This window comes from Janthinobacterium sp. PC23-8, from assembly GCF_002250505.1.
Taxonomy (GTDB): Bacteria; Pseudomonadota; Gammaproteobacteria; order Burkholderiales; family Burkholderiaceae_D; genus Janthinobacterium.
Genome location: NZ_NJGY01000001.1, coordinates 2,743,542 through 2,766,476 on the forward strand (window position 1 = coordinate 2,743,542; position 22,935 = coordinate 2,766,476).

A 22,935-nucleotide genomic window follows, 5' to 3' on the forward strand; every position below is an offset into this window, starting at 1 on the left:
CAGCACCAGCAGGGGGCGATGCTGATCATGTTTACCATCATGCTGATCGTGGTGCTGGGCTTTATCGGCCTGGCGCTCGATGTCGGCCAGGTCATCGGCCGCAAGACCGAACTGCAGAACCTGGCCGACAATGCAGCGCTGGCGGCTGCGCCCGAACTGGTGGGTACGGCCGGCGGCCTCGCCAACGCCGTGGCGCAGGCGAAAAGCGCGGCTGGCCAGAGCCTGTACAAGCGCCGTACGCAGGGCGCGCCGCTGTCCGACGACAGCATCCGCTTTGCCAGCGCGCCCGATGCGCCGGCCAGCGCCTGGCACGCGGCGGGCGCCGTGCCAGATCCGGCCAAGGCGCTGTTCGTGCGCATCGATACGCGCGCCAATCTGCCGGCGCTGGGGAAAGTGGCGACCGCCTTCCTGGGCGCCTGGTCGCCGACGCTGCGCACGCTCGACACGGGCGCGCGCGCGGTGGCTGGCCGCAGCAGCGTGCGCATTACGCCGCTGGCGATCTGCGCGCTGTCGACAGATCCGGCGTCCTTGCGCACCAATCCGGGGCCGCCGGAGCAAAAGGAAGCGCTGGAATTCGGTTTCCGGCGTGGCGTGGCCTATAACCTGTTCAAGCTGAACCCGCACGGTCCCGATGCCGAGCATTTCCTGCTCAATCCGCTGGGGCCGCTGGGCGCCATCGGCGCCTCGCAGCAGATCAGCGACACCAGTGTCGAGCCTTTCATCTGCAGCGGCGCCATGTTGCATGCGTCGCTGGGCGGCCAGCGCATCCACGTGCACCGGCCGTTTCCCAGCCACCTGTGGCCGTCGTTCAATGCGCGCTTCAATGACTATGCAGCCAATCGCTGCAACCCGGTGTCGGCGCCGCCGGACACCAATATTCGCCCGTTTCCTTTTCCGGCCAGCTTGCCGCCGGGCTGGTGGATGAACGTGCCGTCCTCCTCGCATGCGCTGGCCAGCGGCGGCGCTACCCTGCTGACGGTGGCCGACCTGCCGCCGCCGGGTGCCGGCCAGCCGGCCAGCATCCCACCGGCCAGCTATGGTCCGCTATGGTCGTTCGCCAAGGCGGTGCGCTATGCCAATCCCAAGCCGGAAGGCGATTACGTGGCCTTTCCCAATACTGTCTGGTCCAGCCTGTATCCGGGTCTGCCGACGGCGCCGGCCATGAAAGCCACCTATCCTGTCATCGGCACGCCCTATGCCTTGCCGGCCTTCCAGACGGCGCCCGCCGGCAATGCGGGAGTGGCAGAGCGGCGCGTGCTGCATGTCGCCTTGCTTGCCTGTCCCGTGCCGGCCGGCAGCGACGTGCTGGTCGAGGTGCTGGCCATCGGTCGCTTTTTCATGACGGCACCGGCCGCGCCGGACATGCTGAGCGGCGAATTTGCCGGCGTGGCCAGCGAGCTGACGCTGGGCGGGCCGGCGGAGCTGCTGCAATGAGGCGGGCCTGCTGCGCCAGGCGCCGCCAGGACGGCGTGGCGGCGATCGAACTGGCGCTGATCCTGCTGTTTTTCATCAGCCTGCTGCCGGTGGTGCTGCTGTTCGGACGCGCCCTGTTCATGTACACGGCGGTGCAAAAAAGCGCGCAGGACGCGGCGCGCTTCATGGCGACCCTGCCGCTGCAGCAGATGACGAGTGAAGACACCGCCAACCAGGCCGCCATATTTGCCACGCAACTGGTGCAGCAGGCGCTGGCCGAGACGGGGCCGCTGCTCAAGGCCAACCTTATACGCGTCGAGTGCGTCTACGCCGAGGGCGACTATCCCTGCGGCTCGTATGACACGCGGCCGCTGCAGGTGCGCGTGAAGTTCGTCGCCAAGCTGCCCATCGATTTCCTGCCCGGCCTGACCATGGGCTGGCTGCCGCGCCTCAAGCCGATTTCATTACAAGCCAACACGGTGCAGCGCTATGCGAACTGAGGCCATGCGGGTGCGCCGGCGGCGCCAGGGCGGCGTGTTTGCCGTTGAATTTGCCATCCTGGCGATGCTGTTTTTTATTTTCATGTTTGCCTTGCTGGAAGTGGCGCGCGCCATCTATCTGTGGAACGTGGTGCCTGAAATCACCCGCCGCGCCGCGCGCGCCGCCGCCGTGAGCGACTTCAGCAATGCCAATCTGTTGCAATCGGTGCGCGAGCAGGCCATCTTGCGCACCGGGCCGGGCCGGCTGGCGCTGGGCGGCGCCATCAGTGACGCCTATGTGCGCATCGAGTATTTGTCGCAAGCGTCCGCTGGCGGCATGCCGGCGGCCGCGCCGGTGAGCGCGATGCCGGGCTGTCCGCAGCGTAACCGCATCAATTGCTTGCAAGATCCGCACGGCGCCAGCTGCATCCGCTACGTGCGCGCGCAGCTGTGCCTGCCCGGCAGTGGGAACACGGCCGGCAGCTGCGAGCGGGTGCCGTACCGGCCGATCCTGCCGATGCTGGAAAAGATGTTCCCTTCGGGTGCGCAGGCGGTGCGCCTGCCCAGTGGCGTCACGCTGGTGGTGGCCGAGTCGCTCGGCTACCAGGACAACCCCGCTTTTTGCCCTTGATCGCCGGGCCGCCGGAGCGCCGGACCGCCGGAGCGCCGGACCGTAGTATCGTTATCCTGAGGATATGCAATGAGAGCCTTGATGATCAGCCGTGACATCCAGCTGCACGATGAAATCGCCGCCCAGGGGGCCGCGCGCATGCCGGTGCTGCGCTTGCTGGAACGCCGCAGCGGCCTGCGCGACGCCGTCGAACGCATGCTGCCCGAGCCGCCCGAGCTGGTGATCGTCGACGCCAGCGGCATCGACGCCGACGAGGCCGACCTGCTCGAGCGCCTGGCGCGCCAGTATCCGGCGGCCGTGCTGATGCTGCTCACGCGCGGCCAGCAGCAGGATGTGCTGATCCGCGCCATGCGCGCCGGCATGCGCGAGGTGCTGCAGCTGCCGCTGGTGCACAAGGCCTTCCATGAAGCGATGGACCGGGTCGATATCCAGGCCGGCGTGACGCAAATGCGCGACGGCAAGGTACTGGCATTTATCTCCTGCAAGGGCGGCAGCGGCGCCACCTTTTTGTCGACCAATTTTGCCTATGCGCTGGCGGCGCTGGCCGGCTGCAAGGTGCTCCTGATCGACCTGCACGGCCAGTTCGGCGACGCCACCTTGTATGTGTCGGACCAGAAGCCGGCCATGACGCTGTCGGACATTTGCGCGCAGATCGCGCGCATGGACGGCGCCTTCCTGGCGTCCTGCCTGGTGCATGTGACGCCCAACTTCGGCGTGCTGGCGGCGGCCGACGATCCAGCGCACAAGGTCGACATGCAGCCCGATCACATGGACCGCATCCTGGCCGTGGCGCGCCAGCACTACGACTACATCGTGCTCGACGTGGGGCGCCAGATCGATGCGCTGTCGCTGCGCGCGCTCGACAACGCCGACGCCATTTACCCGGTACTGCAACTGGCCTTGCCGGATATCCGCGACGGGCGCCGTCTGCTCGACATCTTCCGCTCGCTCGGCTATCCGGCCGAGCGGCTGCGGCTGATCGTCAACCGCTACGAAAAGGGCGGCCGCCTGCGCCTGGCCGACCTGGAGCAGGCGCTGGGCGCCCCGGTGGTGCATACGGTGCCCAACGATTACCTGGCCGCCACCGATTCGGTCAACCAGGGCATACCGCTGCTGCAACTGTCGCGCACCAGCGCCGTGGCCCGCAGCCTGGCCGAGCTGGTCGAGCAGGTGACGGCGCGCCGCGTGACGGAAAGCCGCGGCCTGTTCGACCGCCTGTTCAGCCGCAGCGATACCTGACCCAACCTCAAGGGAGACGAGATGACACTACGCGAACGCCTGGCGGCCAACGAGCCGCCGCGCCCGGCCAGCCACGGACATGGCGCCCTGGCGCTGCACGCCTACCAGGAGCTGAAGAAAACCATGCACCAGACGATACTCGACCGTATCGACCTGGAGCGCCTGAAGCGCCTGACGGCCGAGCAGTTCAAGCATGAGCTGGCGCTGCTGGTGCAGCGCGTGATCGAGGAGGAGCGCATCGTGCTGAATCAGCACGAGCGGCACAGCCTGGTGCTCGACATCCAGCACGAGATGCTGGGCTTCGGTCCGCTCGAACCCTTGCTGGCCGACCCGGGCGTGTCCGACATCCTGGTCAATACCTGCGACAAGGTGTATGTCGAGCGGGGCGGGCGGCTGGAGCTGACCGACGTCACCTTCCACGACAACGCGCACCTGATGAAGATTATCGAAAAGATCGTCTCGCGGGTCGGCCGCCGGGTCGACGAATCGAGTCCGATGGTCGACGCGCGCCTGCCGGACGGCTCCCGGGTCAATGCCATCATTCCGCCGCTGGCGGTCGACGGGCCGATCCTGTCGATCCGCCGCTTCGCGGTGCAGCCGTTGACGATCGCCAACATGCTCGACTATAAAAGCCTGACGCCGCCGATGGTGCAGGTACTGCAGGCACTGGGTCAGGCCAAGATCAATATCCTGATTTCGGGCGGCACCGGCAGCGGCAAGACCACCCTGCTCAACGTGCTGTCGGGTTTTATTCCCGGCAGCGAGCGCATCGTCACCATCGAGGACGCGGCCGAACTGGCGCTGCGCCAGCCGCACGTGGTGCGCCTGGAAACGCGCCCGCCGAATATCGAAGGCAAGGGCGAAGTGAGCCAGCGCGCGCTGGTGCGCAACGCGCTGCGCATGCGGCCCGACCGCATCATCCTGGGCGAGGTGCGCGGCGCCGAGGCGCTCGACATGCTGCAGGCGATGAACACCGGCCACGAAGGCTCGCTGGCGACGATCCACTCGAACACCGCGCGCGACGCGCTGGCGCGGCTGGAAAACATGGTCGGCATGGCCAATGTGAACCTGACGCCGCGCGCCACGCGCCAGCAGATCTGTTCGGCCGTGACGGTGGTAATGCAGGTGTCGCGCCTGACCGACGGCGCGCGCAAGCTGGTCAGCCTGCAGGAAGTGACGGGCATGGAAGGCGAGATCATCGCCATGCATGAAATCTTCCGCTTCGAGCAGACCGGCGTCGACGCCGCCGGCCGCGTGCTGGGCCACTTTTGCGCCACCGGCGTGCGGCCCCGTTTTACCGAGCGCCTGCGCATGTTCGGCGCGCCCGTGCCTGACAGCGTGTTCGATCCCGACCGCATCTATGAATAAGGAGAATGAAATGGACGTCTCCCTCCTACACGAGCCGCAGCGATGAATCGAACTGAAAGCGAATTACGCGAATCGGCGGGCAACGTCCGGACGCTCTGGAGGAGCGCCGGGCATGCGCAGGGGTACGCCCTTCGGGCTACCTCGCCTTCGCTCGGCTCAAATCGCCCCTGCCGACGGATCACGAGGTGGTTGGCTTGTTTTACGTGGGGAGAATTGGCGGCCTGTGACTGGCGGCGAGATAGATGGCAGATGACGCGTGGCAAGGAGTGGGTTCTCGCTTGCCAACGGCATCAAATGTGCCAGAGTGGAAGTGCAAATAAACCACTTGAGGGAAGGAGAACCCACCATGAATTTTACCGCTTATGGCGTCGACACTGCCAAGAACGTGTTCCAGGTGTATTCGGTCAACCGAGAAACCGGAGAGGTTCTGAACAAGCAGATCAAACGGGCTAAGTTCCTGGAGTATTTCGTCAACAAGCCTGCGTGCCTGATCGGGATGGAAGCGTGCGGAGGGTCGCATCACTGGGCGCGCGCCTTGCAGGCATTGGGACACGAAGTGAGGATGATGGCGGGCAAGGCGGTCAAGGCTTTTGTCAATGGCAACAAGAACGATGCCGCCGATGCGCGCGCGATCTGGCTTGCGCTACAACAGCCGGGCGTGCGGGCTGTGGCGGTGAAGAGCGAGATGCAGCAGGCGGTGCTGTCCCTGCACCGGATGCGGCAGCAGTTGGTGAAGTTTCGCACGATGCAGAGCAACGGCTTGCGCGGTTTGCTTGGCGAGTACGGCGAAGTGATGCCGATTGGCAGGACCGCGCTGAACCGTGGCATGAAGGACGCGCTGGCGCGACTGGCTGAGCGTTTGCCTGCCCTGTTAATCGATACCCTGCGCGAACAGTGGGACATGTTGGCCCGGCTGGACCAACAGATCCTGCAGATTGAGCAGCGGCTGCTGGCATGGATGCGGCAAGACCGGGCCAGTAAGGCGATCGCCGAGATTCCAGGTGTCGGCTTGCTGACGGCGACGGCGGCGGTGGCAGCCATGGGCAACGCGAACGCGTTCAAGTCCGGGCGCGAGTTCGCCGCTTGGCTTGGTCTGGTGCCGGCGCAGACCGGAACAGGCGGCAAGGTCCGGCTGCTCGGGATCAGCAAGCGCGGCGACACTTACCTGCGCACGCTGCTTACTCATGGTGCCAGGTCAGTGCTGATGCATACCAAGGAGCCAGGCAAATGGTTGCAGGACATCGGCAAGCGCCGCCCGCCGAACGTGGTCGTGGTGGCGTTGGCGAACAAAATAGCAAGGACGATCTGGGCGCTGCTGGCGCACGATCAGAAGTACGACAAAGAACACGTCAGTCTCCGACCAGCGTAACAGCCCGGAACGAACGTAAATATCAATCAACATAAGGATGGAATGTCAAAAGGTTGCGCAAGGTATTAACGTGTGATGACAAACAGGTCAGACCGGGACTTACTAAACCTGAATGGCGAGTCGGGCACAAAGCCCGCCAGGAGAATGAGGTGTAGGTCAGCGGATTTCATCGGGGCCGGCAGGGGAGAGACCGTTGCCGCAAGGCCGGATATAGAACTGCAGCCTATCCTGTCTGGAACACACAAAAAACACCTTGGCAAACGGGAGACGTCCATATAGTCGCCATGGATCTGGTGTTCTACGGTTTTGCCATCGTCCTGTTCGCCGCCTGCATCCTGATGGTGGAAGGCGCCTGGCTGTGGTGGTCGGGTACGCACGGCAGCGCGGCGCGGCGCATCAGCCGGCGCTTGCGGCTGATGGCCGCGCGCGGCGAGGCTGGCGGCGAGCGCGTGTCGATCCTCAAGCAGCGCCGCTATGCGCGCGCGCCCGGCCTGGAGCGCATGCTGAGAAAAATACCGCAATGCGCGGCGCTCGACCGCTTGCTGTTGCAGGCGGGGCTGGCGTGGTCGGTGGCGCAGTTCCTGGCGCTCGCCGGCGGCCTGCTGCTGGCGGCGCTGCTGGTGCTGGCGGCCTGGTCCTTGCCCCTGCCGGGCGCCTTGCTGCTGCTGGCCATGGCCCTGGGCGCACCGCTGCTGTTCTTGCTGCGCGCGCGCGCGGCGCGCCTGCAAAAGATCGAGGCGCAGTTGCCGGAAGCGGCTGATTTCCTGGCCCGTGCGCTGCGCGCCGGTCACTCGTTTTCGAACGTGCTGCAAATGGTCGGCGATGAACTCAATGAACCGATCAGTGGCGAATTCAAGCAGGCCCACGAAGAGATCAATTACGGCGTGCCGATGAATGAAGCGCTGCAGAACCTGGCCGTGCGCATTCCGCTGACCGACTTGCGTTATCTGGTGATCGCCGTGCTGGTGCAGCGCGAATCGGGCGGCAACCTGGCCGAGGTGCTGGTGAGCATCGCCCGCATCATCCGCGCGCGCTTGAAACTCCTGGGGCAGGTGCGCGTGCTGTCGGCCGAAGGGCGCATGTCGGCCTGGGTGCTGGGCCTGATGCCGGTGGTGATGATAGGCGTGATGTCGCTGGTCAATCCGCAATACATCAGCCTGCTGTGGACCGATCCGGCCGGCATTCGCCTGCTGTGGTATGCGGCCGGCATGGTGGCGCTGGGCGTGGTCTGGATGCGCAAGGTGATTCGTATCCGTATTTGACAGGAGGTGTGCCATGACTGGCCAGCAAGTTCTTTTTCTCTTGATCGTGTTTGCCGTGGTGGCCGCTCTGGCGGTGGCGGCCTCGCTGATTTTTTTTCCCGGCAGCTTGCGCCAGCGCCTCTCTGGCGCCGCCGCGCCGGTGGCCAGCGAGGTGGCGCCCGAACACGGCTGGGTCGAACGGGTGGCGCGCGTGGCCCAGCCGTTTTCGAAACTGTCGCTGCCCGAGGAAGGCTGGGAGCGCTCGCCGCTGCGGACCCGCTTCATGAACGCGGGCTGGCGCCAGGCCAGTGCGCCGGCGCTGTACTTTGCCGCCAAGTCGGTGCTGGCGCTGCTGTTTCCAGCCGTGCTGGCGCTGTATGCGGCCAGCAGCATGGCGGCCTCGATGCGCAGCGCGCTGATGTTTCTCCTGTGCGTCAGCGCCACCGTCGGCTACTACCTGCCCAACCTGGTCCTGGCCAGCACGGCCAGGCGGCGCCAGCGCGACATCTTTGAAAATATTCCCGATGCGCTCGATCTGCTGACCGTTTGCGTCGAAGCGGGACTGAGCCTGGAGCGCGCACTGGTGAAAGTGTCCGGGGAAATCCATATCAAGAGCATGGTGCTGGCGCAGGAACTGCAACTGGTGCTGATGGAAATGCGCGCCGGTTTTACCAAGGAAAAAGCGCTGCGCAACCTGGCCCTGCGCAGCGGCGTGGAGGATGTCGATGTGCTGGTGGCGATGCTGATCCAGTCCGAGCGCTTCGGCACCAGCATGGGCGATTCGCTGCGCGTGCATTCCGACAATTTGCGCGGCAAGCGCAGCCTGCTGGCCGAAGAGGCGGCTGCCAAGATCGCCTTGAAATTGTTGTTCCCGCTGATTTTCTGCGTGTTTCCCACCCTTATGCTTGTGCTGATGGGGCCGGCCGTGATCGACGTCTATCGCGTGCTGGTGCCGGCCATGGCCAACCAATAAAAGGAGTCCCATGTCTCTTATCCTGCCGCGCCTGGCGCTTGCCGGCACCTGCATGCTGCTCGGCGCCTGTTCCAGCCTCAACCCCAACACCGGCCCCGTGACCGCACCTGGCCCGGTCCCGCTTGAGCTGGCCTCGCGCAATGGCCAGGCGGTGCTGCATGCGCAGCGCGGCGAGCTGCGCCAGTCCATCGCCATCTGGGAAGCGCTGACGGCTGGCGCCGGCCTGGATACGCCGCGCCACGCCTATCTGTTCAGGAATCTCGGTCATGCGTATGTGCTGGCGGGGCGCGACGCCGACGCCTTGCCGGTGCTGGAAAAAGCCTGCCTGCTCGACCCGCTCCATGCGCTGGCGTGGCAGCGCCTGGCGCAGGTACTGACCAGGCTGGGCCAGCCGGAACGGGCGGCGCGCATGCTGGCGCAGGCGCAAGGTTTGCAGGTGAGCGCCGTAGCGCCTGCCGAGCTGTTGCCGGCGGCGCCGCCCGTGATGGCGGCCGCAGCCGGCGCGCCAGCGATGGACCGTATCGAGATCACGCAAAGCGCCGGCATGGCGCGCTTGCGGCGCGTGGCGGCGACCAGCTTGCCGGTGGCGAGTCGCCTTGATGCGCCGCCCCCGCGGCTGGAAATTCTCAATGGCAATGGCAAGCCGGGCATGGCGGCGGCGCTGGCGCGCAGCCTGGCCGGCAGCGCCGTGCAGGTGGTCCGTACGGGAAATGCCGCCTCGTTCCAGGTGGCGCGCACGCGTGTCGAATACCGGCCGGCGCAGCGCCAGGCGGCGCGCCGCCTGGCCCGCCAGCTGGGCACCCATGTCGAGGCGGTCGCCGCCGATTGCCCCGCCAGCGAACTGCGTTTGATCCTCGGCCGCGACCTCGATCCGGACGTGCTGCACCGCTACTATGTACGGCAGCTCGAGCAGGCGCGCCAGGCGCTGGCGCGGCTCGGCTAGTGAAATTACGCCTTGCGGCGGGTGGTCGCCAGCGCCGCCAGGCCGATGCCCAGCAGCAGTAAAGTCGCCGGTTCGGGCACCTGCTGGATTACCACGATATCGGTGCGGGTCGACTTGGAAAAGTTCAGCGTGTAGCTGCCGGCCGGCAAGGCAAAATTCGAGGTCAGCGAAAACAGCGCGAAGTTGTTCGTGAACGCGCGGGCGGTGCCGGGATCGTTGGTGCCGGCCGTCAGGTTCAGGCTGAAGGGATCGCGGCTGCCGGTGGCATGATCGCCGTTCACGTCGCTGCCATTGTTGGCGTCGCCATCGGGGGCGAACTGGAACACGATGCCGTCGGCATTGGCGCGCGTGGCGCAACCGGCCGGGCTGGCGGCATTGCAGGCAATGCTGAAAATATCCATGATCGATACATTCGACTTGTCGCCCAAGCTGGTGACGCTGCTGCGCAGGTCGCGGCGCGCCAGGAAACTGAAGGTGATGAAGCCGGCGCGCGACAGGGTCAGGTTGACCGAACCGGTCAGGGTGTCGCCGGCCGTCGACGAGGCGGCGCCCACGGTATCGCGCTGCGCTTCCGACACGGCCCGCATGGTGGCGCCGGTGCCGGTCAGCATATTGCCGAAGGAATGCGCGTCGCCGCGCGCGAACTCAAGCACCGGGCTGGGCGCATAGTTGTTTTGCTGCATGCCGGCACAACCGCCACCGGCGCATACCTGCGGCACATCGGCATTGGCGGTGGGGCCGGTATTGATGGCGCGCGGATTGACGGGCGCCGCATTTTCAAAATACGTGCTGTCGCTGGCGTTGCGGTTGGCGCCCGTCAGCGCCACGGTGCCGGAGCTGGTGGTGATGCGGAAAGTATTGATATCGTTGATGGCCAGGCCATAGGCGCCGGCCTGCGCCTGGGTGGTCGCCAGCAGCCCGGCCGCCGCGAGCGCGCCGAACAGGCAGAGGGTCTTGCTTCGTGGGTGATCGTTCATCGCAACCTCGTTATCATGGTCAGGTCAGTCGGTGACATTCAGAAGGCGCATCTGAGTGCCGTGGTCAACCTGGATAAGCAGCTTGCGTGCCAAACAAAAAAGCCAAATCGAATCAATGACTTGTGAAAAGCGAACTGAAGGGGAATGCGCTGGCTGTAAGAAACGCCGACACGGTGCCGTGCCGGGGATGTGTAAAAATAGGCGATGGCAAACAAAACCCCCACCTTTCCCGGCGCACGCACCGGGCGCGGCCAGGTCCTGGCCGTGCTGCTGTCGAACCGCGACCAGGCCGGCGCCGAGCCGCTGCAGGGCCGCGTCTCGCTGGCCGCCATCGTCAAGGCCCTGAAGCGCAAATATCACTGGCCGATCGAGACGCACAGTTTTCCAGCCAACACGGCGGACGGCCGCGCCAGCTGGGCCACCGTCTACAGCCTGCCCGAGGCAGTCATCGCCGCCGCGCTGGCCGCTGGCGGCCAGGACTGGCTCGACAGCCGCAAGGGCTAGCGTTTACTCCTGCGGCAACAGCGCCAGCGCCGCGCTGAAGTCGCCCATCGGCTTGCCGCCATTGGCCACCAGCGCCTTGTCGCGCACGCTCAAACCGTCGAGTACCGGCAGCGAGAAGCGGTGGGTGATGGCGCGCAGGATCGAGGCCGAGTCGTATTGCGTATGGTCGACCAGGCCCTTCTTCACGTAAGGCGAGACCAGGATCGCCGGCACGCGCGTGCCCGGACCCCAGCGGTCGCCTTTCGGTGGCGCGGCGTGATCGTAGAAGCCGCCGTTTTCATCGTAGGTAACGATCACCAGCATGTTCTTCCACTGCGGACTTTGTTTCAGCTGCGCAATCACGCTGGCGATATGGGCGTCGCCATCGGCCACGCTGGCGTAACCGGCGTGCTGGTTCAGGTTACCCTGCGGCTTGTAGAAGGTCACCGGCGGCAGCTTGCCGGCCGCCGCATCCGTCATGAACTGGCTGTCGAAGTCGCGCAAGTGCGCCGCGCGGTAGGCCGGCGCCTTGACCGGGTCCATATTGGCAAAGTAGTTGAACGGCTGGTGATGGAACTGGAAGTTCGGCGGGCTCGGAAAGCTGCTGCCGCGCGCGCTGGCCGTGGCCAGCGCCGTGGTGTCTTTCCAGGCGCCCGCATACCAGGCCCAGTCGATGTTCTTGCCAGAGAGCAGGTCGCCGATATTCGTTTGCGTCTGTTGCGGCAAGGTATTGGCCTTGCTGGTATCGGCATACAGCTTGCTGCTGTCATTGCTGGCCGGCGCATTGCTGCTCGGCTGGAAGGCCGGCTGCATGGTGTTGACGGCGTAGAACATGCCAGTGCTGTCGGCAGGGGTCAAGGTGCTGTCGTTGGCGTACACGGGCGCGCCATTCAACACGGTTGCCGGCGAGCTGGCCGCTGGCGTCAGGCGCACGAAGTTGCCCTTGGCGTCGACGTCGATCTTCGAGATCGAGCCCTTGGCCACCGAGGTGTCGGCGTTCGGATAGGTTGGTGCGCAGGCGCAGATCAGGTACTGGTGCGTGAGGAAAGAGCCGCCAAAGGCGCCGATGAACAGGTTGTCGGCCAGTGCATACTGTTTCGCGATATCCCACAGCTTCATCTTGCTGCCGTCGTAATACCCCATGGACAGGCCGCCGGCGTCGGAATAGGCCGCGAACTTGTCGTTGGCGCCGCCGTTGATCTGCATCTGGTTGTTGTAGAAGCGGTGCACCAGGTCGCGCGTAATCACCGATTGCGGCAGGCTGATCGGGCTGTTGGCGTCGTCGATCTGGAACGGTTTATTGGGCAGGTTGGCCGATTGCGCTTGTGTAACGACCGTGCTCTGGCCGGCCGCCGTCATGCCGCCCCAGGTCGGTGGCAAGACCGGCAAGGTGCTGCCGTCGATATCCTTTTGCGGCACATAGCTCGACGTCGAGGTCGGGTTGACGCCCGGTACGCCATTGGCGCCAGGGAACAGGCCGTACAGCGTGTCGAAGCCGCGGTTTTCCGCGTAGATCACGACGATGGTCTGGATATTATTCAGCGCCAGGCCACTGTTCAGTGCGGCCAAGGCGTCGGCCGGCGCCGCCTGCGCGCTGGCGCCGGCGATCACTGCGGTGACGCTGCTGTTTTCCGCTTTCAGTTTCGCCAGGTCGTCGCCGCTGGCCTTGTTGAAGTCAGACGCCAGGGCCGCTTCCGATACGCCGATGCGCGCCGCCAGCTTGCTGCTGGCGCCGGCAAAATCGCCGCCATTGCCATCCATCACCTGCGCCAGTTCGGTCGACACGGCGCTGACGAACGCCGCATGGCCTTTCGGCGCGCGCAGCAGCAGCTTTTGCGTGACCTTGCTGCCCGCATCGCCCACCACCTCGTGGCGGAGCGCATCGGTATCGACCACCACCAGCACGGCGCCTTCGCCTTGCACGCTGTAGCTGCCGTCGGCCGCCGTGCGCACCGCGGTTGAATCGCTGGCGCAGGTCAGCGCCGCCGTCGTGCTTTCCCTGCAGACCTGGGCGTTCTCATAGTAGCTGCCGATCACCTGGCCCTTGGTGGTGGGGGTCAGCGCGTAGTTGCTGCCGCAGGCCACCAGGCCGGCGCCCAAGCTAAGGGCCAGTAAGACGGGGAGGGGGCGTAATGCAGGTCTTGCGTGCGGTTTCATGCTCATGCCTCAAGGTTGGAAAGGAGGGGTGGAAAAACACGGATGCTAGGCAGGCAATATGTCCGCTGCGTGACATGTCCATGTTTCGTTACATGCGATACATGCCGTAATGTTGCAAAGGCTGTTGTGCCCGATTTGTCACGCAGCGGTCATATGGCGTTGCTACGCTGCCCGACCATGTTCACAGCTGTTCGATTGCCGCCATGATGAAGTTCACGCCGTTTCTGCTGTTGCTGCTGGCCGCCTGCCAGCCGCAGCCAGTTCCCAAGCCAGCCCCCGCCGCCGTTGCCACCGTTGCCTCCGCACCGGCTTACCTGAATGCCGCCTATGCCCCGGCGCAGCGTCAGCCGTCGGTGGCGGACATGACGGCGATGGGCCGCGCCATGTTTTTCGAGCCCAGCCTGTCCATCTCGGGCAAGTTGTCCTGCGCCAGCTGCCACAGCCCCGAGCACGCTTATGGTCCGCCGAACGCTCTGGCGGTACAGCTCGGCGGCCCCGAGCTGAAAGACGCCGGCACGCGTGCCGCGCCGTCGCTGCGCTATCTCCAGAACACCCCGGCCTTCACCGAGCACTATCATGACGACGATGGCGATGACAGCGTCGACGCCGGCCCGACGGGCGGGCGCAACTGGGACGGCCGCGCCCAGTCCGGCCACGAGCAGGCCCTCACGCCGCTGTTGGCCAAGCATGAAATGGGCAACGTTGATGGCGCCGCCGTGGTGGAAAAACTGCGGCAAGGCCCGCTGGCGGCGCAGTTTCGCAAGGTGTATGGCGAGAAGATCTTCGAGCAGCCCGAGCAGGCCTTGCGCTGGGTGCTGATGTCGCTGGAAGTATTCCAGGAAAGCCCGGCGGACTTTTATCCCTACACCAGCAAGTACGACGCCTTTTTGCGCAAGCAGGTGCAGTTGAACCCGCAGGAGCTGCGCGGCCTGGCCCTGTTCAACGATGAAAACAAGGGCAATTGCGCGTCCTGCCATATCAGCCGGGTTGCCGCCGGCGGCGCCTTCCCGCAATTTACCGACTACGGCCTGATCAATATCGGCGTGCCGCGCAACAACAAGCTGCCCGTCAACGCCGACCCGCATTATTTTGACCTGGGCCTGTGCGGCCCCGACCGCACCGATCTGAAAGATCACCAGGAGTATTGCGGCCGCTTCAAGACCCCGTCCTTGCGCAACGTGGCGCTGCGCAAGAGCTTCTTCCACAACGGCAGCTTCACCAGTCTGGAGCAGGTGATGCGCTTTTACGTCGAGCGCGACACGGCGCCGCAAAAATGGTATCCGAAGAACCCGGACGGCAGCGTGCACAAGTACGACGACATGCCGCCGGGGATGGAAGCGAACGTCAACGTCGAGGCGCCGTTTGACCGGAAAAAGGGCCAGGCGCCGGCCTTGAGCGAGAAGGAGATCGCGGACGTGATCGTGTTTTTGAAGACCTTGACGGATGGGTACAAGGTGCCGGCGGCTTGATGGGTCCGCGCATTGGATGAGGTTAAAAAGGCTCGCTGGCGCGGCCCAGCGGACCTGCGCGCAAGCTGGGGTGCTCAGCAGGTGGAATTTGCAGTTTTACCACACTCTTGCCACAGCTATCATAAATAGAAAATAGTTGACTTGACGCAAGATGCTGCACTGGGTTTAACTGTACTTGCGACAGGCGTCGCTGAATCCGGGCTTCGTGCGGGCACGAGCGCGTGGACTGTTCCTGTCGGCGGTGTCCCTTTTCCCCTTCTGGAGTTGCCATGTTCCATACGCTGCGCGCGCGCCTGATTGCCATCGCCATTGCCATCGCCGCGGTGGCGCTGGTCCTCCTGTCGAGTGTGACTTTTGTTACCGTGCGTAGCAATGTCCTGTCCTCGCTGGACAAGCAGATCAACGATGTCACGCGCCAGTATGGGCGCGAGTTGACCGAGTGGGTGCAGGACAAGCAGCGCATTGCGAGCGCCTTGAAAGTGGTGCTGGCCCAGCCTGACCCGCAACCCGCACTCGATATGGCCCGGCAGGCCGGCGCCCTCGATTCGGTGGGCTTTGCCTTGAGCGACAAGCGTGCTGTCTACAGTGGCTGGACGGTGCCGCCGGGCTTCGATGGTACGTCACGCCCCTGGTACAAGTTGGCCGCGTCGGTGGGCGGCCCGGCCATTACGGCCCCTTATGCCGATGCCGGTACCGGCGAACTGTACGTGAGCTTCGTGGAACCCGTTTTCGCGCAGGCTGGCGGTGCGCTCGCCGGCGTGGTCACTGCTGACGCGAAGCTGACCTCGGTTGTCAGGAAAGTCAACGCCATCCACCCTACCGAAAAGAGTTTTGCCGTGCTGGTCGACGGCACGAACAACACCATCCTGGCGCACGCGCGCAAGGAATTGACCCTCAAGCCGGTCAGCGAATTGGCCGCAGGCCTCGATGCCGCGCTGCTGGCGCGCCTGGCCGCGGGCAATGATCACGCCGAAGTGATGATCGATGGCGCCCGGCAGATGGTGTATGCCGCCAAAGTCGAAGGGACGCCATGGATACTGCTGACGGCGGTCGACCGCGACCTGGCTACCGCGTCGCTGACGACGATGCTGCGCGTGACGGTGGTCCTTACGGTGCTGTGCCTGCTCGCTGCCGGCGGCCTGATGTCGGTGTTCGTCAGCCGTCAGCTGCGCCGCATGATACTGGTGCGCGACGCGCTGGAAGACATCGCTTCGGGCGAAGGCGACCTGACGCGGCGCATGGATACCTCCGGCCGTGACGAACTGACGCAAATTGCCGGCGCCTTCAACCGTTTTGCCGACAAGATCGCCGCTGTGCTGCTGCAAATCCGTGTTGCCTCGGAGACGGTACGGACGGCGTCGGGCGAGATTGCCTCTGGTAACAATGACCTGTCGTCGCGCACCGAGTCGCAAGCCAGCGCGCTGGAGCAAACCTCTGCCGCGATGGAGCAACTGATGGCCACTGTGCAGCAGAACGCCGAAAACGCGCTGCAGGCCAACGTGCTGGCCGCCAGCGCCACCCAGGTGGCCGGGCGCGGCGGCGAGGTGGTGCAGCAGGTGGTGCGGACCATGGGCGACATCAATATGGCCTCGCGCAAGATCGTGGACATCATCAGCACCATCGACGGCATTGCCTTCCAGACCAATATCCTCGCCCTCAATGCCGCAGTTGAAGCGGCGCGGGCCGGAGAAATGGGCCGTGGTTTTGCGGTCGTGGCGTCGGAAGTGCGTTCGCTCGCCGGGCGTTCGGCGGAAGCGGCCAAGGAAATCAAGGCGCTGATCGGCGACTCCGTGACGCAGGTCGATGCCGGCAGCCGGCTGGTGGAAAGTGCGGGCGCGACCATGGCCGAGGTGGTCGACAGTATCGGCCAGCTCGCTGGCATCGTCAGCCAGATCAGCAGCGCCAGCCATGAACAAAGCAGCGGTATCAGCGAGGTGGGCACGGCGGTAACGCAAATGGATGAAAACACCCAGCAGAATGCCGCATTGGTCGAGCAAGCCGCCGCCGCCGCCCAATCGCTGCAGCAGCAGGCCAGCGCGCTGGCCGAAGTGGTCGCAGGGTTCAAGCTGCCGCAGATGGAAGGCACTGCCTTGCCGTCATCCAGAGGGTCGCCGCAGGCCGGGTCGCGCGATGCGCGGCGCCTGCAATAACAAGGGAGATAGACCATGTCTGCAAACTATCGTGGCGCAGTGCTGCGGGAGCGTTGATGGGTGGCTGCGTGACTGACATTGACTCAACATGCCATCACGTTTTCAAAATTTTTAACCTCCATTTGGCGAATGCCCTTTTTCGATAAATGATTGTCATTTGCCATTCTACGTGGGAGAATGATTCTCATTACTATGCGTGCCGGTGGCAAACTGTTCCATTAGTCAGAATTTACAAGAATGGATGCGTACTTGCCTGGCGATCTGACGAAGGAAGCGGCTGGCGTTGGGAAGCTGATGAAAAATTTGAATGCGAGTGTAGACGATGATGAGCTGGATCTGCGTTGTGCTGGGTGCCTTGGCTGCGTTGTGCCTGTATCTGGCATCACCGCATCAGAATTTATGGCGACATGGACAGCGTAATGCACTGCTGCTGCGCTGTCACTCGGTGGTGCTGTTAATCGGCGCGATCGTCTCGACTGCAGGTGCCTACGGACTTTGGTGCAGCCTGTGCATTGCGTTAGCCGGCTTTATGGTGTCGCTGGTCATGCTGCCTTATCTGAACGCGAGCGTGAGCCAGCAGCCTTCCGGCGAGGTAAAGCGTAATGCTGGGTAAAGCCACTGCTGCGGCCTTGCTGGGCTTGCCATTGGCCGTGCTGATCGTTGGCTTCGGTGCGATGCTCAGCAATGATCAGTCGCGTACCACCTTGCCCATACTGCTGCTTTTTTATCTGGTGTGGGTGGCGACCATGACGGGCGCATTTCTGTTCAAGACCGGACGACGCGCCTGGCTCTGCATGGGCGGTGCAATGCTGGCCGGTTATAGCGTGCTGTATTTTTTGAAGACCATCGGTGTGCTCAGGATCGTCCCCTGACATCAGGCGAATGAGGCATACGCCAGGGCAGCGCTGTAACCGGGCTGACAGGGAAGATTGATGAGGTGCATGGTCGGCAGTCCCGGCGGTTGCCCGGTGATGACGAAGGTTCCAGCCCCTCGCCGCAGGGACAGCGTCTGCAAATGCTCGCCGATGCCGACGCCGGCGCATTTGAGGGCGGCTTCCTTGGCACTCCAGCGGTCGTAAAAACCAGCGCAGAGGTCGCGTTCGGCTTGCCATTGCCTCAGCTCATCGGGCGTCAGCAAATAGGCGGCCAGTTCGGCGTAGCCCTCCTGATGGCACTCCAGATCGACTCCCACCTGGGCCACTGCACCAATGGCAATGAGCACCCACGGGCCGGCATGACTCACATTGAAGGCCGGACCGGCGCGCCCGCGCAGTTCCGGTTTGCCGTAGCGGCCGGCGCCCAGTTGCAACTGCAGCGGCGCAAGCCCGGTGGCCCGACCCAGCAGACGGCGCAGGGCCGCCCGGCCGGCTATCGCGCGCAGACGATCGTCGGCGCGCTGCAGCCGCTCTGCGGCAGCCTGTTCTTCTCTGCTCAGCAGTGCGATATCGGCCGCTGCCGGCGAAGCGCCCAGCGTCAGCTCCAGCCGCCAGACCTGCAGTGCCGGAGCGATGCATTCAGGCAGCGGCAGCGCTTGCATGCGGTATGCCGATGCGGCACTGTCCCAGCTGCTGCACAACGGCGCGCAGCAAGGCGGTTTCCTGCTGCGGCTCGCGCAGGTAGAAATGCCCGCCTTCAAAGTAATGCAGGGCAAACGCGCCGGCCGCTTCGCGCTGCCAGGCCAGGATGCGCTCCGGGCCGCCCAGGTCGTCGCTTCTACCGAGCAGCAGCTGTAGCGGCATGGCCAGCGGCGCCTCCTCGCGATAGCGGAAGCTGCGGCACAGCTGGTAATCGGCGCGCAGCGTATCGAGCGTCATGCGCAGCAGTTCCGGGCAGTCGAACAGTTCGGCGGGCGTGCCGCCATGGCGGCGCAGATCAGCGGTGAGCGCGGCGTCGCTGGTACCGGCAAAGCGCAGATCGTCGCGCCGCGACGGCGCGGCGGTGCCGGAGACGAACAAGGCCGACGCCGGCAGCCCGCCCAGCCGGCGCTGCTGGCGCGCCAGCCCGAAGGCCAGCAGCGCTCCCATGCTGTGGCCGAACAGCGCATGCGGCTGGCGCATCACCGCCGCCTGCTCGTGGCACAGCTGCGCAACGAGCGCGTCGTGGTCTTCGATGCAGGGTTCACCGATGCGGCGGCCCCGACCGGGTAATTCCACCGGCACCAACTTGATCCAGGCCGGCAGCCGTTGCCGCCAGCGCAAATACATCATGGCGCTGGCGCCCGCGTTGGGCAGGCACAGCAGATTGAACACGGGCGCGGCCATGGTGGGCTATTACCAGCGGTAGCTGGCGTTCAGCGCGATGCTGCGCGGCGCGCCATAGGTGCAGCCACGGCCGTAGCACGGCGACGGCAGGTAGCGCTTGTCGGCCAGGTTGTTGGCGTTCAAGGCATAGCGCCAATGCCCGTGGTCATAGCTGAGCACGGCATCGAGCAAGGTATAGGCTGGCTCGGCCGGCACGCCGTAGATATTGCCCGGACGGTCGCCGACGTAGCGCACGCCGGCGCCGATCTGCAGCGGCGCCATGCCCAGTCCAGCCAGGCGGTAGTGCGCCCACAGCGAGGCGGTGGTGCGCGGCACGCTGATCTGGCGTACTCCGATCTCATCGGGATTGTTGGAGCGCGTGGTTTTGGCGTCGGTGTAGGCGTAGGCCGCCACCAGTTCCAGGTTGCGCAGCGGCGAACCTTTGGCTTCCAGTTCGAGGCCGCGCGAGCGCACTTCGCCGGTCTGGACCGAGTAGTTGTCCGGATCGGCCGGATCGGGCGTCTGGACATTGGTCTGGGTCAGCTGATACAGGGCGCCGCTCAACAGCAGCGAGCTGTTGGCTGGCTGGTAGCGCACGCCGGCCTCATATTGCTCGCCACGGGTGGGCTTGAATTGCTCGCCGCTGCGGCTGAAGCCCGATTCCGGCGCGAACGACTGGCTGAAGCTGATGTACGGCGCCAAGCCGTTCGCAGCCAGGTACACCAGGCCGGCGCGGCCGGTGTTGGCCTTGTCTTTCTGTGTGGTTTTTTGCGGACCCACCAGCAAGTCGGCCTGGTCCTGGCGCGTGCGGTCGTGGCGGCCGCCCAGCAGCAGCACCCATTGCTGGCCGAATTTGATCTGGTCCTGCAGATAGACGCCGGTGTTGTACTGGCGCAGGCGCCACATGTCGGTCTGGGTCGACCCCAGCGGCGCGCTGCCGTAGACCGGCCGGTAGGCGTCGATCGGCGCCCAGGCCGTGTTGGCGCGGTCGCTGTCGTGGTGCTGGCTCAGGTAGTCGATGCCGACCAGCACGGTATGGGCGATGTCGCCGCTGCGGATTTTCCAGCTCAGGTTGGTGTCCGCCGTCAGCGCGTTGGTGCTGTCCTGGAAGGCGCGGCCGCGGCGGCGCACCGTGCGCAAATCGCTTTCCACGCCCAGGATCTGATAGTACTTGTAGTCGAGGCTGGAGCGGAAGTAGCGCAGGCCCTGGTTCAGCGTCAGGCTGTCGTTGAAGGCGTGGCTGAAGAGGTAGCCGATGGTCTTCTGGGTGTTGTCGAAGTAGTTGAAGCCGGGCTCGCCCAGATAGCGCTCGATCGGCAACTTGCCGTTCGGATTGTCCTGCAGAGTGCCACGGATCGGCAGGTTGCCGTTGTCGGTGACCTTGCTGTGCTGGTAGCTGCCGAGCAGGGTCAGCGAGGTGGCGGCCGACGGCTTCCAGGTCAGGGCCGGCGCCAGATAGCTGCGATCGTTGTAGCCGAAGTCGACCACGCTATCGCCCTGACGCGCCAGGCCGGTCAGGCGATAGGTCCAGACGTTGCCGTCATCGAGCGCGCCGCCGTAGTCGGCCGCCAGCTGGCGGCGCCGATTGCTGCCCACCGTCACGCTGAGTTCCTTCAGCATGTCGGCCGACGGGCGCTTGCTGACGGTGTTGATCACGCCGCCGGGTGCGCCGGTGCCGTACAGCAGCGACGAAGCGCCTTTCAGCACTTCCACCCGTTCCAGGCCATAGGTTTCCTGGGCGCCGTTGTAGACGTTGGGCTGGTACTTCATGCCGTCGCGCAGGATGCCGCCCGAATATGGCTGCACTTCGAAACCACGGATCACGAACGATTCGGTGCTCTGCGAACCGTAGGAGCCTTGCTCGGCCGAGACGCCGGCGGTGTAGCCCAGCGCGTCCTGCAGGGTGCGGGCGCCGGTGTCGCTGATCTGGTCGGCGGTCACCACCGAGATCGCCTGCGCGATTTCATTGAGCGGCGTGTCGGTCTTGGTGCCGGTGGCCGCGCGGCTGGCGGCGTAGCCGATCACCGGGCCGGTGGCGCTCTGCTGCTCGCGCACGCCTTGCACCAGGACTTCGGACAGCGTGCGCTCGCCGGTCTGGGCCTGCGCCAGCGGCGCGACGGCGAGCAACGCGCACTGCAGCGCCAGGACGAGCGGTTGACGCGGGAAAGGAAGGCGGGGATGGTTGCTTGGTTTCATTGTACGGGGTCTAGGGTGGGAAAAATATTACGCGGCGTGCGCCGCCAGGACGGCGGCGGTTCGGCCGTAGTGGGCCGCCGCCAGCGCGGTCGAGAAGATCTCGAATACATGGTCCAGCTGGGCTTCGGTGATGACCAGCGGCGGCAACATGCGCACCACGCTGCCGTTGCGTCCGCCCAGCTCGACGATCAGTCCGCGGCGCAGGCATTCGGCCTGGATGGCGGCCGCCAGCGGCCCATCGTGCATCGGCTGGCCCTGGTTGTTGAGGGCTTGTTCGGGATCGATGATTTCCACGCCTATCATCAGGCCGCGCCCGCGCACGTCGCCGATGGCCGGATAGTCGCGCTGCAACTGGCGCAGTTGTCCCATAAAGCGCTGGCCGGCGCGCGCCGCATGCTCGGCCAGCTGTTCGGCACGGATATGGGTAATGGTGGCCGATCCGGCGGCCATCGCCAACTGGTTGCCGCGGAACGTGCCCGCGTGGGCACCGGGCTGCCATTGATCGAGTTCGCCACGGTAGACCACCACCGACAGCGGCAGGCTGCCGCCCAGCGCCTTGGACAGCACCACCACGTCCGGAGTGATGCCGGCGTGCTCGAAGGCGAACATGGCGCCGGTGCGGCCGAAACCGGTTTGCACTTCGTCGACGATCAGCGGCACGCCGGCGCGCGCGGTCAGGGCGCGCACCCCGCGCACCCAGGCGTCCGGCGCCGGAATCACGCCGCCTTCGCCCTGCACCGCCTCAAACACCATGCCGGCCGCGGCCGGCACGCCGCCTTCCGGATCTGTCATCACGGTGTCGATGTAGCGCAGGCCGGCTTGCAGTCCGGCCTCGCCACCCAGGCCGAACGGGCAACGGTAGTCGTAGGGGTAGGGCAGGAACTGCACCCCCTGCAGGCTGCCGTGCAGCGGCTTTTTCGGCCCCAGGCTGCCCATCAGCGTCAGCGCCCCCTGGGTCATGCCGTGGTAGGCGCCGTGGAAGGCCAGCATGGTGCCGCGTCCGGTGGCCACCTTGACCAGCTTGAGCGCCGCCTCGACCGCGTCGCTGCCGGTGGGGCCACAAAACTGGATCTTGGCGCCGCGCGCGAAATCGGCCGGCAGTACCTCGAACAGATCCTGCACGAAGCGGTCCTTGACCGGCGTGGTCAGGTCCAGCGTGTGCAGCGGCAGGCCGGCGTCGAGCACGGCACGGATGGCATCGATCACCACCCGGTGGTTGTGACCCAGCGCCAGCGTGCCGGCGCCGGCCAGGCAATCAATGAAGACCCGGCCTTCGGTGTCCTCGACATACACGCCGTGGGCACGTTTCAGGGCCAGTGGAATGCGGCGCGGGTAGCTGCGCGCATTCGATTCGGTGCGCTGCTGGCGTTCCAGCAGGGCGTTGCCGGAAAACGTGTAAGGGTGTTGCAGCGCCTGGTGGCGCGCGGCCAGTTCGCGCTCGGCGGTGCTGTCGGCGGAAACGCAAGGTTGGTGGTTCATCATGAGGATCTCCGATGGGTTGCGGGCTGCGGTCCCGGCCGGTTAGCAAGCTCGTATTCCGGTATGACGAACCGGCCGCTGCTTTGTTTAGCCGTTTTTCTTGGCGGGGGTAAATAAACCTGCCGTCC

The 22,935-nt window shown here is 65.2% G+C and carries 20 protein-coding genes; 14 read left to right on the forward strand and 6 right to left on the reverse strand.

The genetic code is table 11. From position 1 onward, the window contains the following. Positions 1 to 18: 18 nt before the first annotated feature. The 9 genes from CD932_RS11835 to CD932_RS11875 all read left to right on the forward strand — a co-directional run bounded on the left by CD932_RS11835 (position 19) and on the right by CD932_RS11875 (position 9,656). A complete protein-coding gene (locus CD932_RS11835; RefSeq protein ID WP_176460932.1) occupies positions 19 to 1,434 on the forward strand; it encodes a pilus assembly protein TadG-related protein in 1,416 nt (471 codons plus the stop codon). Next, positions 1,431 to 1,913 carry a TadE/TadG family type IV pilus assembly protein gene (locus CD932_RS28805; RefSeq protein WP_176460933.1) on the forward strand — a complete coding sequence of 161 codons (483 nt, stop codon included), beginning with the start codon at positions 1,431 to 1,433 and terminating at the stop codon, positions 1,911 to 1,913. The genes CD932_RS11835 and CD932_RS28805 overlap by 4 nt, the downstream gene beginning before the upstream one ends. Further along, positions 1,903 to 2,523: a TadE family protein gene (locus tag CD932_RS11845; protein ID WP_094442822.1), complete on the forward strand. Its 621-nt coding sequence runs from the start codon at positions 1,903 to 1,905 to the stop codon at positions 2,521 to 2,523. Before CD932_RS28805 ends, CD932_RS11845 begins: the two co-directional genes overlap by 11 nt. 69 nt (positions 2,524 to 2,592) lie before the next feature. Then, complete coding sequence (locus CD932_RS11850; protein ID WP_094442823.1) at positions 2,593 to 3,762, forward strand: AAA family ATPase; 1,170 nt, start codon at positions 2,593 to 2,595, stop codon at positions 3,760 to 3,762. Between the two features lie 21 nt (positions 3,763 to 3,783). Then, on the forward strand, positions 3,784 to 5,130 hold the full coding sequence (locus CD932_RS11855) for a CpaF family protein (protein WP_094442824.1): 1,347 nt from the start codon (positions 3,784 to 3,786) through the stop codon (positions 5,128 to 5,130). A 346-nt stretch (positions 5,131 to 5,476) separates the two neighbouring features. Continuing rightward, a complete protein-coding gene (locus tag CD932_RS11860; protein ID WP_094442825.1) occupies positions 5,477 to 6,499 on the forward strand; it encodes an IS110 family transposase in 1,023 nt (340 codons plus the stop codon). 284 nt (positions 6,500 to 6,783) lie between these two features. After that, on the forward strand, positions 6,784 to 7,761 hold the full coding sequence (locus CD932_RS11865) for a type II secretion system F family protein (RefSeq protein ID WP_094442826.1): 978 nt from the start codon (positions 6,784 to 6,786) through the stop codon (positions 7,759 to 7,761). Between the two features lie 13 nt (positions 7,762 to 7,774). Next, on the forward strand, positions 7,775 to 8,713 hold the full coding sequence (locus tag CD932_RS11870) for a type II secretion system F family protein (RefSeq protein WP_094442827.1): 939 nt from the start codon (positions 7,775 to 7,777) through the stop codon (positions 8,711 to 8,713). Between the two features lie 10 nt (positions 8,714 to 8,723). Continuing rightward, positions 8,724 to 9,656 (forward strand): LytR C-terminal domain-containing protein, encoded by a 933-nt coding sequence (locus CD932_RS11875; protein ID WP_094442828.1) that lies wholly within the window; start codon positions 8,724 to 8,726, stop codon positions 9,654 to 9,656. A 5-nt stretch (positions 9,657 to 9,661) separates the two neighbouring features. Here the strand turns inward: CD932_RS11875 and CD932_RS11880 are convergent, their stop codons facing one another. Beyond that, positions 9,662 to 10,633: an EDSAP-1 family PEP-CTERM protein gene (locus CD932_RS11880; RefSeq protein WP_094442829.1), complete on the reverse strand. Its 972-nt coding sequence runs from the start codon at positions 10,631 to 10,633 to the stop codon at positions 9,662 to 9,664. Positions 10,634 to 10,837: 204 nt separating this feature from the next. Here CD932_RS11880 and CD932_RS11885 point away from each other — a divergent pair, with 204 nt between their 5' ends. After that, positions 10,838 to 11,137, forward strand: a complete 300-nt coding sequence (locus CD932_RS11885; protein WP_094442830.1) for a hypothetical protein — start codon at positions 10,838 to 10,840, stop codon at positions 11,135 to 11,137. A 3-nt stretch (positions 11,138 to 11,140) separates the two neighbouring features. On the opposite strand, the gene acpA is transcribed toward CD932_RS11885, so the two are convergent. Then, the gene (gene acpA / locus CD932_RS11890) at positions 11,141 to 13,273 is read right to left on the reverse strand and encodes an acid phosphatase (protein ID WP_094442831.1); all 2,133 of its coding nucleotides are present in this window, start codon (positions 13,271 to 13,273) and stop codon (positions 11,141 to 11,143) included. A gap of 203 nt (positions 13,274 to 13,476) precedes the next feature. Between acpA and CD932_RS11895 the strand changes: the two genes are divergently transcribed. The 4 genes from CD932_RS11895 to CD932_RS11910 all read left to right on the forward strand — a co-directional run bounded on the left by CD932_RS11895 (position 13,477) and on the right by CD932_RS11910 (position 17,764). Continuing rightward, the gene (locus tag CD932_RS11895) at positions 13,477 to 14,742 is read left to right on the forward strand and encodes a cytochrome-c peroxidase (RefSeq protein WP_094442832.1); all 1,266 of its coding nucleotides are present in this window, start codon (positions 13,477 to 13,479) and stop codon (positions 14,740 to 14,742) included. 269 nt (positions 14,743 to 15,011) lie between these two features. Beyond that, complete coding sequence (locus CD932_RS11900; protein WP_094442833.1) at positions 15,012 to 16,892, forward strand: methyl-accepting chemotaxis protein; 1,881 nt, start codon at positions 15,012 to 15,014, stop codon at positions 16,890 to 16,892. 322 nt (positions 16,893 to 17,214) lie between these two features. Beyond that, positions 17,215 to 17,505: a hypothetical protein gene (locus CD932_RS11905; protein WP_254926559.1), complete on the forward strand. Its 291-nt coding sequence runs from the start codon at positions 17,215 to 17,217 to the stop codon at positions 17,503 to 17,505. After that, the gene (locus CD932_RS11910; RefSeq protein ID WP_094442834.1) at positions 17,495 to 17,764 is read left to right on the forward strand and encodes a hypothetical protein; all 270 of its coding nucleotides are present in this window, start codon (positions 17,495 to 17,497) and stop codon (positions 17,762 to 17,764) included. Before CD932_RS11905 ends, CD932_RS11910 begins: the two co-directional genes overlap by 11 nt. Positions 17,765 to 17,766: 2 nt before the next feature. On the opposite strand, the gene CD932_RS11915 is transcribed toward CD932_RS11910, so the two are convergent. The 4 genes from CD932_RS11915 to CD932_RS11930 are packed head-to-tail and all read right to left on the reverse strand — an operon-like array spanning position 17,767 to position 22,810. Further along, a complete protein-coding gene (locus tag CD932_RS11915; protein ID WP_094442835.1) occupies positions 17,767 to 18,429 on the reverse strand; it encodes a 4'-phosphopantetheinyl transferase superfamily protein in 663 nt (220 codons plus the stop codon). Continuing rightward, a complete protein-coding gene (locus CD932_RS11920; RefSeq protein ID WP_094442836.1) occupies positions 18,407 to 19,153 on the reverse strand; it encodes a thioesterase II family protein in 747 nt (248 codons plus the stop codon). Before CD932_RS11920 ends, CD932_RS11915 begins: the two co-directional genes overlap by 23 nt. Positions 19,154 to 19,162: 9 nt before the next feature. Continuing rightward, the gene (locus tag CD932_RS11925) at positions 19,163 to 21,328 is read right to left on the reverse strand and encodes a TonB-dependent siderophore receptor (protein ID WP_094442837.1); all 2,166 of its coding nucleotides are present in this window, start codon (positions 21,326 to 21,328) and stop codon (positions 19,163 to 19,165) included. A 27-nt stretch (positions 21,329 to 21,355) separates the two neighbouring features. After that, positions 21,356 to 22,810, reverse strand: a complete 1,455-nt coding sequence (locus CD932_RS11930) for a diaminobutyrate--2-oxoglutarate transaminase (protein WP_176460934.1) — start codon at positions 22,808 to 22,810, stop codon at positions 21,356 to 21,358. Between the last annotated feature and the right edge of the window lie 125 nt (positions 22,811 to 22,935).